This window comes from Rhizobium sp. CFBP 13726 (genome assembly GCF_014841925.1).
Lineage (GTDB): Bacteria > Pseudomonadota > Alphaproteobacteria > Rhizobiales > Rhizobiaceae > Neorhizobium > Neorhizobium soli.
Map to the genome: position 1 here is coordinate 194440 of NZ_JACYUU010000003.1, position 13499 is coordinate 207938.

Sequence of the window (13499 nt, forward strand, 5' to 3'; positions counted from 1 at the left end):
GTCATCGTTTTTCCGTGAGGAAATAAGCAAAGGCTGCGGCCGGCAGGGCGAGGCCGATCGCCGATGCGGCAAGCCAGCCGCCTTGCGCATAGGCCCAGGCGCCGATTGCCGAACCCAGTGCTCCGCCGACAAAGAAGGTTGCCATGAACAGGCCGTTCAAACGGCTGCGCAGCTCTGCATCAAGGCCGTAGATTGATCGCTGGCCGATCACCAGCGTCATCGACACGCCGAAATCGAGCGCGATGGCAGCCAGACCCAGCATCATCAGCGCAATGGTCGAACCTTCAGGCGCAATATGCGTCATCAGGAAGGCGGCAACGACGGCGAGGATGCCGAAGGCGGTTGCCGGCCTGCCAAGTCCGCGGTCGGCCAACCGTCCGGCGATCGGAGACGCAACGGCACCGGCGACGCCGACAAGCGCGAAGATTGCGATGGCGCCCTGTCCCAGCTGGAAAGCGGGCCCTGCCAGCAGCAGCGGCGTCACCGTCCAGAACAGGCTGAACGCGAAGAACTGGGCGAACTGGTAGAAGGACCGTCGGCGCAAAAGCGGCTGCGTCGTATAGATCCGTCCCATCGACGCGATCAGGCCCGGATAGCGGAGTGTCGTCTTCGGCATGCGTCTCGGCAGGCGGACGGACAGCACCAGACCGACGGCAACCATCACCGCAGCCGACAGGAAGAACACCGTATGCCACGACGAGAAGCCCGCGATAAAGCTCGCGACCGGCCGCGCCATCATGATGCCGATCATCAGCCCGCTCATGATGTTTCCGACCACCCGGCCTCGGCTCTCTTCCGGTGCAAGGTTTGCAGCAAACGGCACGATCATCTGGACCGCAGTGGAGGTGATGCCGATCGCAAGCGATGCCGCGAGGAAGGGAAGCGGCGTCGTCGAAAGCCCGGCCGCGATCAGGGCAACGCTCGTGGCGGAAATCATCAGGATGATCAGCCGGCGGTTCTCGACGAGATCACCGAGCGGCACCATGAACAGCAGGCCGAGACCATAGCCGATCTGCGTCAGCGTCACGATCAGGCCGGTGGCGCTTTCGGAAAGGCCGATCGATGCGGCAATCGGGCCTGCAAGCGGCTGCGCATAATAAAGGTTGGCGGCGATCAGACCGGCCGCGGCGGCCATGGTGAAGGCCATTACCGGGGAGAGGGTGGGCGCTGCGCTTGGCGATGTGGCCGCCGTTTCGGCGTCCGGCGAAGCCCGACGAGCGGGAGAAGAAACTGGGGATGTCATGGCTGGCTCTTGGGAGGAGAAAAGGGGAGGGAGAAAACAGACGTGCTGTCAGTCGAGAATTCTGAGCGCGGTTTCCACGGTGGCGATGGCGCGTTCCTGGCCCTGTCCGGCCTTTCCCGCGATCCGCAGTCCCTGGATCACGGCGTAGAAGAACTGCGCCGTCACCTCGGGATCGCTCCGATCCGAAATCGATCCGTCCGCCTGGCCCTCCCGAACCAGGTTTTCGAACAGACCTTCAATCCGGGCTTGCGATAGTTTCACGCGCTGATCCGTTTCGAGATCGAAAAGCGCAAGTTCGACGGCAGCGCCGACGACGAGGCATCCGCGTCGGCCTAGCTCGCCATGCGCCGAGTTTGCATAGTGATGCAGCGCAAGACGCATGCGGTCGCGGCCGTTGCCGCCAGCCGATATTGCCTCCGCAAGAGCTGCGTTGCGCACCTGCTTGTAGCGATCAAAGGAGGCGAGAAAGATCGCCTTCTTGTCTTTGAAAGCCTTGTAGAGACTTCCGGCCGTCAGCCCCATCGCGTCCTTGAGGTCCGCAATCGACGTCGCGTGATAACCCTGCTCGGAAAACACGACGATCGCTTTGTCCAGCGCCGCCTCGATTTCGAACTCGCGCGGGCGGCCTGCCATTCGCGCTGTATCGGTGAGGGTTTCGGTCGTCATAGCGGATTGCCTAATTAGGAAATGATCGTTTCCAAATGGGATCGGATTATGTTGTCGTCAAGCGAGATGTCGGTTTTTCGGGAACAGATCTTTGAGAGTTGAGTTGGAAACACCGTCACCACCCCAAAAGCTGGAGGACATTATGAGCAAGAGTGACGTAGAACAGACCGTAAAGCGCGCAGAACGCCAGGTGGAAAACACCAGTTCCGGCGGCCACCTCGGTGGTACCTATTACGGCCAGACCGCCGACGGGAAGACCGCGTCGACAAATACCAATGTCGGCAGCAATCGCCCCAACACCGGTAGCTAAGGTCATACAGGCCCATCTGAAGAGATAGGCCGAAGCTCTAAAAAGTTTTGAAAGCCCCGTCGCGCGCGGGGCTTTCGTCGTTTGGTCGGATGCTTAGAGCGTGCCTGCCCGCTGCTGCATCATCATGAACGTGTCGTAGCTGTATTCTGCCACCTGCGCCCAGAGATAGGAATCCTTCTTGAACGCCTGCTGGTGATCGTAGATCTTCTTGAAGGCCGGGCTCTTCTGGGAAAGCTCGGCATAGGTTTCTATCGCGGCCTTGAAACACACATCCAGAATGTCGCGGTTGAACGCTTTCAGGATCGCGCCTTCGCCAACCAGCTTCTTCAAAGCGACAGCGTTATGGGCGTCGTAATTGGCAAGCATGCTCATGTTGGCTGCCGCGCAGGCATCGGTCAGGATCTGCTGGTAGCTCTTCGGCAGGCTGTTGAATTTTTCGAGGTTGAAGAAGGCATGCATGGCCGGGCCGCCTTCCCACCATGCCGGGTAGTAGTAGTATTTGGCGACCTTGACGAAGCCGAGCTTCTGATCGTCATACGGACCGACGAATTCGGTCGCATCGATCGTGCCCTTTTCGAGCGCTGCATAGACATCGCCGCCGGCAATCTGCTGGGGCGTCACGCCGACCTTCTGCATCACCTGGCCGGCCAGGCCGGCAATGCGCATCTTCAGACCCTTCAGGTCGTCGATCGTGTTAATCTCCTTGCGGAACCAGCCGCCCATCTGCGTGCCGCTATTGCCGGCCGGCAGCGCATAAAGGCCGCGGGGCGCCAGGAACTCGTTGATCAGGTCGTTGCCGCCGTTCAGGAACCAGGCATTCGTCATGCGGGCATTGAGGCCGAACGGAATGGCGGTACCGAGCGCAAAGGCTGGATCCTGGCCGATGTAATAATAGGAGCATGTATGCGCCATCTCGACCGTGCCGTTGGCAACCGCATCGGCGGCCTGCAGAGCCGGCACCAGTTCACCGGCGCCATAGGTCTGGATGGTGAAATTGCCGTCCGTCGAGTTCTTGACGCTGTTGGCAATCTGGGTCGCCGCATCGAAGATGATGTTCAGGCTCTTTGGAAAGGACGAGGTCAGCCGCCAGGTGATCTTCGGACGCTCCTGGGCGATTGCCGGCGTGGCCAACGCGGCAGCCGCGGCGCCGATGCCGGCAGTGGTAGCATTGTGCAGGAAACGTCTGCGATCCATGAAATATCCTCCTGAGATGTCTGAAAAATCTCGTTCAAGCCGTCTTGGTCTTAAAGCTCTTTTCCCGGCTCCGACAAGAGGAATCGACAGTGTTTGCCTTGCCGCAAAAGGAAAACCCCGGGCTGGGCCGGGGTTCTCGATTGAGCAGGTGCGCTTGATGATCAAAGCTTGCCGTTGCGCTGCTGGATCATCATGAACGTGTCGTAGGTGTAATCGGCGATCTGCGCCCAGAGATAGGCATCCTTCTTGAAGGCCTGCTGGCTGTCGTAGATCTTCTTGAAGGCAGCGTTCTTGGCCGTGAGTTCCGCATAGGTTTCCTGCGCCGCAGCGAAGCTGGCATCTAGGATCTGCTGGTTGAAGGCCTTCAGCACGGCACCTTCCGACACAAGCTGGCGCAGCGCCTTGGCGTTGCTGGCATCGTAGCGAGCCAGCATGTTCATGTTGGCGTTGGCGCAGGCATCTTTCAGAATGCGCTGGTAGCTCTTCGGCAGATTGTTGAACTTGTCGCGGTTGAAGAAGGCGTGGACGGCCGGGCCACTTTCCCACCATGCGGGATAGTAGTAGTATTTCGCGACCTTCACGAAGCCAAGCTTCTGATCGTCATAGGGACCGACGAATTCGGTCGCATCGATCGTGCCCTTTTCCAGGGCCGCATAAACGTCGCCGCCGGCGATCTGCTGCGGCGTGACGCCAAGCTTCGTCATCACCTGGCCGGCAAGACCTGCGATGCGCATCTTCAGACCCTTCAGGTCATCGATCGTGTTGATCTCCTTGCGGAACCAGCCACCCATCTGGGCACCCGTATTGCCGGCCGGCAGCGCATAGAGATTGTAGGTGCCGAGGAATTCGTTGAGCAGGTCGTTGCCGCCGCCGATCGAGAACCAGGAGTTCGTCTGGCGGGCATTAAGACCGAAGGGCACCGACGTCCCGAGCGCGAATGTCGGATCCTTGCCAATGTAATAGTAGGAGCAGGTATGCGCCATTTCGACGGTTCCGTTGGAAACAGCGTCTGCCGCCTGAAGGCCGGGCACAATTTCGCCGGCCGCGAATGTGTGGATGGTGAAGTTGCCGTCCGTCGCTTCCTTGACGCTTTGCGCGATATCGGTGGATGCGGCCCAGAGGATGTCGGTGTTCTTGGTAAAGGAGGATGTCATCCTCCAGGTGAGCTTGGGGCTTTCCTGCGCGATCGCGGGAGCGGCCAAAGCCCCGGCTGCAACTGCGCCGATTCCGGCGGTCCCTGCCTGCCGAAAGAAATGTCTGCGGTTCATACGGGTCATGCCTTTCTGACTGGCCCTTGACGGCCGGTAACTTCATTTCACCGGTCCTCACCGGCGTCTGCTCTTAATCCGATCATTTCGTCACCGGCAAGTAAAAAGTGCAGGAAGTTGCGCTGCGCTGCAGCATTGGTTTGCGAATATTGCGCGCGAATTTTTTTCTCAAACGGATCAAAGGGCACGGTTTGGAGTGACTTGAACTTTCACACAAAAAAGTTAGGTTAGAATTATTCTAATAAGGAGCTTCGATGTTCACTCGTTTGGTGCCCGGGTCCCGCCGGGCGTTTTTGTCGCTGAGCGAAGAGGAAATCCTCGCTCTTGCCATCTCGTCGGAAGAGGAGGATGCGCGCATCTATCTCTCCTACGCGAAGAACCTGAAAGAGGCATATCCGAGCTCCGCAAAGGTGTTCGAGGACATGGCCGAGGTCGAGCAGACGCACAAGAACATGCTGATCCAGATGTTTCGCTCCCGCTTCGGCGAGAACATTCCGCTGATCCGCAGAGAGCATGTGCAGGGATTTTACGCCCGCAAGACCGACTGGCTGATGCGCAATCTGCCGCTCGACAAGATCCGCGAACAGACGGAAGCGATGGAGCGCCAGGCGGCACGGTTCTATCGCGAGGCCGCCAAAAGGGTATCGGATGCCTCGACGCGGCAGCTCCTGGGCGATCTGGCCTTGGCGGAGGACGGGCATGAAGACATCGCCCGGATGCTCGGCGAAAAGCACGTACCCGAGGAAACGCGTTCGGAAGAAGACCTGTCTGCCCGGCGTCAGTTTATCCTGACCTATGTCCAGCCAGGGCTTGCCGGCCTTATGGACGGTTCGGTTTCGACACTGGCGCCGATCTTTGCGGCAGCATTCGCCACGGGCGATACCTGGTCGACCTTCCTGATCGGTCTGTCCGCATCGGTCGGTGCGGGTATCTCGATGGGCTTTACCGAAGCGGCACACGACGATGGCAAGATTTCCGGTCGCGGCTCCCCCATCAAGCGCGGATTTGCCTCAGGCATCATGACCGCCATCGGCGGGCTTGGCCATACGCTGCCCTATCTCATTCCGCATTTCTGGACGGCCACTATCGTTGCGGCGATCATCGTCTTCTTCGAACTCTGGGCGATCGCCTTCATCCAGAACCGATACATGGAGACACCGTTCTTCAAGGCTGTCTTCCAGGTCGTGTTCGGCGGCTCGCTGGTCCTGGCCGCCGGTATCCTGATCGGCAACGGATAAGGCGCAGGTTATCGGTTCGCCGCAGCCGGCGCATCGACAGCAAAAAAGAAGACCCGCCGCTGCAAAAGCAGGGCGGGTCTTGTCATTTCGACCGGTTGATACGGCCCGTCGTCTGCAAGCCGGCTCTACCGGAGAGCGCCGACGAGAAGGTCGCGGCCATTTTCGATGGTGACCCAACGCCCTGCGTTGAACGAAGCCTGGCGCTTCAGGAACGTGTAATGCGTGGCTGTCCAGGGCAGGACATCGTTATCAAGATTGTCGAGAATGAAATCTCCATCCGCAGTGCGAAGCGTCAGAACGGCGTGACCTTCTCCATCCGGCTTGCGCACGACCGTCATCATAAGGTCGGAATAACTGAAGCCTGCTTCGGCCAGTTCCTTGCGCTTCTGCAACGCGAAATCCTCGCAGTCGGCGAAGATGGTCGGATAGGTCCAGAACTCTTCCCGACCGTAAGCATCCATGTCGGTCTTGGCGATATAGCGCTCGTTGACTTCCAGGTTGATCCGGCGAACCGTTTGCCAGCTGTCTTCGTTGAGTTTGGGAGCGGGCGCCGACCGGCTCTTCAGAGAACATTCCGCGGGCAGGCGCTGGCAGAACTCGAAATGGCCGATCGGTTGCGACGTCACGTCACCGGTCACCATCGATGCAATCGACCGCGGAGCCGGCATTGCGGCGCCCGCAGGCACCAGCGCGCACAAAAGGATCACCGCAAAGCGCCGTACCAGCAAGGCTTTCATCATGACCCGTCCCTTAAAGTCCTAACGAAAAGTTAAGGGCCGAATGGGGGTCAAGTCAATCGTTCAGGTTTTGTTAATCTTCATTAAAACTGCTTTATGGTTAACAATGCTGCATTCTCGCATCAGCCCAAAATTTACTCATTTATTTATTAGGCCCATGATTGCACCCCTCATTTTTTCGATATCCTGAGGTCTGGAAAGGCGGTGATCACCGTCACGTACAAGCGTCAGCGTCACGTCGTCGGCAGGCAGGAATTCCATGAGTTTCAGCGCGTGTTCATAAGGCACGTCGCGGTCGTTCATTCCCTGAAGGATATGCACGGGGCAACCGGTTTCGATAATGCCGGTCAGTACTCGGTTGCGTGCTCCATCCTCAAGCAGGTCGCGGGTGTAGATATCAGGTTCGCTGCTATATTCGGAGGGTTCCTCGACATAGCCGTTGACTGCAAGCGACTGCCGCTGCTCATCCGTCAGGTGTGGCTCGATCAGCTCCCCCGTAAAATCGGGGGCGGGGGCAATCAGCACCATACCCTCGACTTTGGGCGACCCGCCACGCTTGTTAAGCTCTTGAGCCACACGAAGCGCGATCCAGCCGCCCATCGACGAGCCGACCAGCACTACGCTCTTGGGTTTCGTGTGGTCGAGCACGGCAAGAGCCTCCTCCAGCCAGCGGGAAATCGTGCCGTCGCGAAACGCGCCGCCGGAGACGCCGTGGCCGGAATAGTCGAAGCGGATGCACTCGGTGCCGAGCGTCTCGGCCAGCGCGTCGAGTTCGACGGCTTTGGTGCCCGTCATGTCCGATCGGTAGCCGCCGAGCCAGACGAAAGCCGCGTTGTCGTTGGAAGCGGATGCCGGCCTGACGAGAATTGCGATCTCGCGCATTGTCTCTGCGGTGCCAACCGGAATGCGGATAAGGTCTGATGGGGCGGTCGCTGACATGTGGGTCTCCTTGACGTCGCAGCCTCCGATTGCGTCAAACAGAGGCATCCTGAAAGGCGGGCATCTATAAATCACATTGTCAGACGATTGCAGCAGGTGATTTTTCCCCGCGTATATGGTATTGACATCTATCCAGTGATGACGACATTCCGCTTTCGGCTGCAGCCAAGCGAGGAATTGTCGTTGCTGCGTGCTGAAATTATCTAGGAGAACACGACCATTCGCAGACCATTCAAAGCCGATGCCCCCGTCAAGGAAGGCCCGCGCTCAAACCGGGAAATCCGCGTTCCCAAGGTCCAGCTTATCGATGCCGAAGGCTTGAATCTCGGTGCGATACCGACCGACCAGGCCCTCAAGATGGCCGAGGACGCCGGACTCGATCTCGTCGAGATCTCGCCGAACAACGATCCGCCGGTATGCAAGATCCTCGATCTTGGTAAGCTGAAATACGCGAACCAGAAGAAGGCGTCCGAAGCGCGCAAGAAGCAGAAGATCGTCGAAATCAAAGAAATCAAGATGCGCCCGAACATCGACACCCATGACTATGAGGTGAAGATGAAGGCGATGAACCGGTTCTTTGAGGAAGGCGACAAGGTAAAGGTGACGCTGAAGTTCCGTGGCCGCGAAATGGCCCACCAGGAACTCGGCATGAAGCTTCTGCTGCAGGTCAAAGAAGACACTGTCGAGATCGCCAAGGTGGAAGCCGAGCCCAAGCTCGAAGGCCGCCAGATGATGATGGTGCTGGCGCCGAAGTAAGCGCCACGCCAATCGCCCCGTGCCTTTAGAAGGTCAGGGTATCGGCGTTGTCACGCCATTCTTCTTATCCCATTGCGCTTTCGATCCTCTGCGGTTATAAGCGCGCGTCCGAACGGTCCGGCAGGGCATGCCGTGGCAGTTCAAAATGCTTGGAATTCGCATCGTCTGCGGTTCCGATACAATTATGGAGTAGCAAAATGCCCAAGATGAAGACGAAATCGGCTGCCAAGAAGCGATTCAAGGTAACCGCGACCGGTAAGGTCGTTGCCGCCGCTGCTGGCAAGCGCCACGGCATGATCAAGCGTTCCAACAAGTTCATCCGCGATGCACGCGGCACGATGATCCTCGCTGAGCCTGACGGCAAGAAGGTTATCAAGAACTACCTGCCGAACGGTCTCTAAGACTCATTCGACGATTTGGAACAGTTTTAAGGAGATCATGACATGGCACGCGTAAAACGTGGCGTAACTTCCCGCGCCAAGCACACCAAGACACTCAAGGCAGCCAAGGGCTTCTACGGCCGCCGCAAAAATACCATCCGCGCCGCAAAGGCCGCAGTCGATCGTTCGCGCCAGTTCGCAACGCGCGACCGTCGCGTCAAGAAGCGCAACTTCCGCGCTCTCTGGATCCAGCGTATCAACGCCGCTGTGCGCGAATCCGGCCTGACCTACGGCCGCTTCATCGATGGCCTCAACAAGGCTGGCATTGAAGTCGACCGCAAGGTCCTGTCCGACCTGGCAATCCATGAGCCTGCAGCATTCGGCGCTCTCGTCGAAGCTTCCAAGACGGCTCTGGCCTACCTCAAGGACGCCGGCACGAAGAACGAGTTTGAAAGCGCGGTCAAGTAACCAGCGCTTCCCAAGCTTGTAGCTGATAGATTTTGGGGAACCCGCGCTGGCAGTGAGCTGGCGCGGGTTTTTCTTTTGTCGGCTTTCATGTTTTGTCTGCCAGCAGTCGCATTCGAATCCGCTTCATTGTCCGAGCATCAACGGAACACATCATGTCCGATCTGGAAAATCTGAAAACCTCGCTTCTGGCTGAAATCGAAGGTGCGAGCGATGAGGCGTCGATCGAAGCCGTGCGCGTCAACGCGCTTGGCAGGAAAGGCTCCGTCTCCGAGCTCCTGAAGACACTCGGTGGCATGTCGGCGGAAGAACGCCAGACCCGCGGCGCGGCGATCAACGCGCTGAAGACTGAGGTCACCGAGGCGATCACGAGCCGCAAGACGATGCTGAAGGACGCAGCGATCGACGCGCGTCTGAAGGCCGAGACGCTCGATGTGTCGCTGCCGGTGCGCTCTTCTCCTGCCGAGCGCGGCCGTATCCATCCCATCAGCCAGATCACCGACGAAATCACCGCGATCTTTGCAGACATGGGCTTCTCGATCGCCGAGGGCTCTGATGTCGAGACCGACTACTATAACTTCACCGCGCTGAATTTCCCCGAAGGCCATCCCGCCCGCGAAATGCACGACACGTTCTTCTTCCAGCCGGATGAAAAGGGTGAGCGCAAGGTGCTGCGCACCCACACCTCGCCGGTCCAGGTTCGCACCATGGAAGCGCAGGACCCGCCGATCCGCATCATCATTCCTGGCAAGACCTACCGCCAGGATTCCGACGCGACCCATTCGCCGATGTTCCATCAGGTCGAAGGCCTCGTGGTCGACAAGAAGGCGCATGTGGGCAATCTGCGCTATGTGCTGGAAGAGTTCTGCAAGACCTTCTTCGAAGTTCCGTCGGTGACGATGCGGTTCCGCCCATCCTTCTTCCCGTTCACCGAACCGTCCTTCGAAGTCGATATCCAGTGCGACCGTTCAGGCCCGATCGTGAAGTTCGGCGAAGGCACCGACTGGATGGAAATCCTCGGCTGCGGCATGGTGCATCCCAATGTGCTCCGCGCCGGTGGGCTCGATCCGGACGAGTATCAGGGCTTTGCCTGGGGCATGGGCCTCGATCGTATCGCCATGCTGAAATACGGCATGCCGGACCTGCGCGATTTCTTCAATGCCGATGTCCGCTGGATGAACCACTACGGTTTCCGTCCGCTCGACATGCCGACATTGTTTGGTGGGTTGAGCCAGTAACCGGAACCATTGCGGACGGAATTGCGATGAGTGAGATGGTGACGCGACAGGGGAGGGTGCACCGCGGTGGCTGCCGCTGCGGCGCGATCCTCTTTGCGGCCAGCGCTGACCCGATCTACGCCAGTTACTGCCACTGCAGCGACTGCCGGAAAGCAACCGGTTCGCCTGTCGCGGCCTTTGTCGGGTTCAAAACCGACGACGTGACTTTCGCAGGCGAGCCCGGCTCGGCCTACGGCATAGCACCCGTCAAGCGCAGCTTCTGCGCGACCTGCGGCGCACCGATCGCGTATACCGATGAGCGGCTCGCCGACCGGATCTACTTTATGCTTGGCGCCATGGATGCGCCGGAAAACTATCCGCCCAGCGTGCACGGTTACGTGCGCGAAGAGCTTCCTTTCTTCCATGTCGATGACGGCCTGCCACGGATGGAAACGATGACCGTGCAGAGACCTTCAGGAGAAAACCGATGAAATTCACGCTTTCCTGGCTCAAGGATCACCTTGAAACCGATGCCAATCTCGAGCAGATCTGCGAGCGCCTGACGGCGATCGGGCTGGAAGTCGAGGATGTCGATGACAAGGCAGCCTACAAGCCTTTCGTCATCGCAAAAGTCCTGTCGGCGGAAAAACATCCGGAAGCGGACCGCCTGAAGGTTCTTTCCGTCGATGCCGGTCCGGATGTCAACGGCGGCAAGCCGCTGCAGATCGTCTGCGGCGCGCCGAATGCCCGCGCCGGTCTGGTCGGTGCGCTTGCGCGTCCGGGCGATTACGTTCCGGGTATCGATGTGACGCTTGCCATCGGCAAGATCCGCGGCGTCGAAAGCCACGGCATGATGTGCTCCGAAAAGGAGCTGAACATGTCGGAAGATCATAACGGCATCATCGATCTTCCCGACGATGCGCCGGTCGGCACCTCGTTCGCCTCCTATGCCGGCCTCGACGATCCGATGATCGAGATCAACCTGACGCCGAACCGTCCCGATTGCACTTCGATCTATGGCATCGCCCGTGATCTTGCCGCATCCGGCCTCGGTACGCTGAAGCCGCGGGTTCAGCCTCAGCTCAATCTCGAAGGCAAGACACCGGTCGGCCTGTCGATCGATCTCGATGACGAAAACCTGTGCCCCGGTTTCGGCCTGCGCCTCGTGCGCGGCGTGAAAAACGGCGCAAGCCCGGCCTGGATGCAGACGCGCCTGAAGGCGATCGGCCTGCGTCCGATCAACGCGCTCGTCGACATCACCAACTACATGACCTTCGACCAGGGCCGGCCAATGCACGTCTTCGATGCCGCCAATGTCAAGGGCGATCTGGTCGTTCGCCGCGCCAGCGAAGGCGAAACGATCCTGGCGCTCGATACCCGCGAGTACAAGCTCACGCCCAGCAACGTCGTCATCGCCGATGACAACGGCGTCGAATCGATCGGCGGCATCATGGGCGGCGAACATTCCGGCTGCGACGAGAACACCGTCGATGTCCTGATCGAATCAGCTCTGTGGGACCCGATCAACATCGCGAAATCCGGTCGCGCTCTCGGCATCATCACCGATGCCCGCTACCGGTTCGAACGCGGCGTTGATCCTGACTATATGCTTCCCGGCCTCGACCGCACCACGCAACTGGTGCTGGAACTCTGCGGCGGCACGGCTGCCGAAGCAAAGGTCGTCGGCTACAAGGCATATGAGCCGAAGGTCGTCGATTTCCCCTTCACTGAAGTTAAGCGCCTCACCGGCCTTGAGATCTCCGCCGACGAAAGCCGCCAGATCCTCGATCGTCTGGGCTTCAAGGTCGAAGGCACTGGCGAGCGCGTATCGGTGAAGGTCCCGTCCTGGCGTCCGGATGTCGATGGCAAGGCTGATCTCGTCGAAGAAGTCATGCGCATCCACGGCGTCGATCACATCAAGCCGGAGCCGCTCGAAAGCATCGGCAGCGTCAACGGCAAGATCCTGACCACGTTGCAGATCCGCACTCGCACGGCAAAGCGTGCACTCGCTGCCCGCGGCATGCTGGAAGCGGTTACCTGGTCGTTCATTCCGGAGGCGCAGGCAAAGCTGTTCGGTGGCGGCGCGCCGTCGCTGAAGCTCGCCAACCCGATCGCCGCGGATATGTCGGATATGCGTCCCTCGCTGCTGCCGGGTCTGTTGACCGCTGCCCAGCGCAATGCTGACAAGGGTTTGGGCGATGTGGCGATCTTCGAAGTCTCCGGCACCTACGAGAACGACACGCCGGAAGGCCAGCGTCGCGTTGCCGGCGGTATCCGCCGCGGCACGGCCTCGATCAATGGCGCGGGGCGCCTCTGGTCGAACGGTGCCAAGGGCGGCGGCAAGCCGGTGGATGTCTATGACGCCAAGGCCGATGCGCTGGCCGTGATCGAAGCCTGCGGCTTGCCCATGTCGAACGTGCAGGTCGAACAGGGTGGTCCCGCCTGGTATCATCCGGGCCGCTGCGGCACGATCAAGATGGGTCCGAAGATCGTGCTCGGCACTTTCGGCGAATTCCATCCGAAGACGCTGTCGGCGCTCGATGTGTCAGGCGCACTGTGCGGCTTCGAGGTCTATCTCGACGCCATGGCCGAGCCGAAGAAGAAGGCGACCCGCACCAAGCCGCCGCTTGAGCTATCGCCCTTCCAGGCCGTCAAGCGCGACTTCGCCTTCGTGGTTGAATCCACTGTCGAAGCCGGCGCCATCGTCAAGGCCGCAACCAGTGCCGACCGCAAGCTGATCTCGGGCGTCAACGTGTTCGACGTCTTCGAAGGCGCGTCTGTGGGCGAGGGCAAGAAGTCGGTCGCGATCGAGATCCTGATCCAGCCGGTCGACAAGACGCTGACGGACGAGGATTTCGAGGCACTCACCGCCAAGATCGTCGCCAACGTCGTCAAGGTCACCGGCGGCGTGCTGCGCGCCTAACCGGCGCGCTGGTAACGCCATTCCTTTGTCCTGCCGCCATATCCATAGAATGCGGCGCGGACGTCCTGAACATAGATGTAGCTCTCCTCATGCAGATCGCCGAGGAGAGCCGCAAATCCCTGAAAGGCCGCCTGAATAAAGGCGGCCTTTTCGATTTTGGTAT

Annotated in this window: 14 protein-coding genes; 8 read left to right on the forward strand and 6 right to left on the reverse strand. The window is 59.6% G+C overall.

What is annotated here, in order from left to right; translation table 11 throughout:
- Position 1 precedes the first annotated feature (1 nt).
- Both IFT66_RS14950 and IFT66_RS14955 read right to left on the reverse strand, forming a co-directional pair.
- On the reverse strand, positions 2–1243 hold the full coding sequence (locus IFT66_RS14950; protein WP_192078096.1) for an MFS transporter: 1242 nt from the start codon (positions 1241–1243) through the stop codon (positions 2–4).
- 48 nt (positions 1244–1291) lie between these two features.
- A complete protein-coding gene (locus IFT66_RS14955) occupies positions 1292–1909 on the reverse strand; it encodes a TetR/AcrR family transcriptional regulator (RefSeq protein WP_192078097.1) in 618 nt (205 codons plus the stop codon).
- Between the two features lie 142 nt (positions 1910–2051).
- Between IFT66_RS14955 and IFT66_RS14960 the strand changes: the two genes are divergently transcribed.
- Positions 2052–2219, forward strand: coding sequence for a hypothetical protein (locus IFT66_RS14960; RefSeq protein ID WP_165699867.1), 168 nt, complete (start codon positions 2052–2054; stop codon positions 2217–2219).
- A gap of 93 nt (positions 2220–2312) precedes the next feature.
- Here the strand turns inward: IFT66_RS14960 and IFT66_RS14965 are convergent, their stop codons facing one another.
- Together IFT66_RS14965 and IFT66_RS14970 are read right to left on the reverse strand one after the other, a co-directional pair.
- Positions 2313–3413, reverse strand: a complete 1101-nt coding sequence (locus tag IFT66_RS14965) for a TRAP transporter substrate-binding protein (protein WP_192078098.1) — start codon at positions 3411–3413, stop codon at positions 2313–2315.
- Positions 3414–3574: 161 nt separating this feature from the next.
- Positions 3575–4681, reverse strand: coding sequence for a TRAP transporter substrate-binding protein (locus tag IFT66_RS14970; protein ID WP_192078099.1), 1107 nt, complete (start codon positions 4679–4681; stop codon positions 3575–3577).
- Between the two features lie 254 nt (positions 4682–4935).
- Here IFT66_RS14970 and mbfA point away from each other — a divergent pair, with 254 nt between their 5' ends.
- Positions 4936–5919 carry an iron exporter MbfA gene (gene mbfA, locus IFT66_RS14975; RefSeq protein WP_192078100.1) on the forward strand — a complete coding sequence of 328 codons (984 nt, stop codon included), beginning with the start codon at positions 4936–4938 and terminating at the stop codon, positions 5917–5919.
- A gap of 125 nt (positions 5920–6044) precedes the next feature.
- Here the strand turns inward: mbfA and IFT66_RS14980 are convergent, their stop codons facing one another.
- Positions 6045–6659 carry a transglutaminase-like cysteine peptidase gene (locus tag IFT66_RS14980; RefSeq protein ID WP_192078101.1) on the reverse strand — a complete coding sequence of 205 codons (615 nt, stop codon included), beginning with the start codon at positions 6657–6659 and terminating at the stop codon, positions 6045–6047.
- 135 nt (positions 6660–6794) lie between these two features.
- Positions 6795–7595: an alpha/beta hydrolase gene (locus IFT66_RS14985; protein ID WP_192078102.1), complete on the reverse strand. Its 801-nt coding sequence runs from the start codon at positions 7593–7595 to the stop codon at positions 6795–6797.
- A 219-nt stretch (positions 7596–7814) separates the two neighbouring features.
- Here IFT66_RS14985 and infC point away from each other — a divergent pair, with 219 nt between their 5' ends.
- From infC to pheT, 6 genes are all read left to right on the forward strand, one after another.
- A complete protein-coding gene (gene infC, locus IFT66_RS14990) occupies positions 7815–8351 on the forward strand; it encodes a translation initiation factor IF-3 (RefSeq protein ID WP_062454094.1) in 537 nt (178 codons plus the stop codon).
- Between the two features lie 197 nt (positions 8352–8548).
- A complete protein-coding gene (gene rpmI / locus IFT66_RS14995; RefSeq protein ID WP_046793986.1) occupies positions 8549–8752 on the forward strand; it encodes a 50S ribosomal protein L35 in 204 nt (67 codons plus the stop codon).
- A gap of 42 nt (positions 8753–8794) precedes the next feature.
- Positions 8795–9199, forward strand: a complete 405-nt coding sequence (gene rplT / locus IFT66_RS15000) for a 50S ribosomal protein L20 (RefSeq protein WP_062454093.1) — start codon at positions 8795–8797, stop codon at positions 9197–9199.
- A gap of 152 nt (positions 9200–9351) precedes the next feature.
- On the forward strand, positions 9352–10434 hold the full coding sequence (gene pheS, locus IFT66_RS15005) for a phenylalanine--tRNA ligase subunit alpha (RefSeq protein ID WP_192078103.1): 1083 nt from the start codon (positions 9352–9354) through the stop codon (positions 10432–10434).
- A 26-nt stretch (positions 10435–10460) separates the two neighbouring features.
- A complete protein-coding gene (locus tag IFT66_RS15010; protein ID WP_244508877.1) occupies positions 10461–10904 on the forward strand; it encodes a GFA family protein in 444 nt (147 codons plus the stop codon).
- A complete protein-coding gene (gene pheT, locus IFT66_RS15015; protein WP_192078104.1) occupies positions 10901–13336 on the forward strand; it encodes a phenylalanine--tRNA ligase subunit beta in 2436 nt (811 codons plus the stop codon). Before IFT66_RS15010 ends, pheT begins: the two co-directional genes overlap by 4 nt.
- Positions 13337–13499 lie beyond the last annotated feature (163 nt).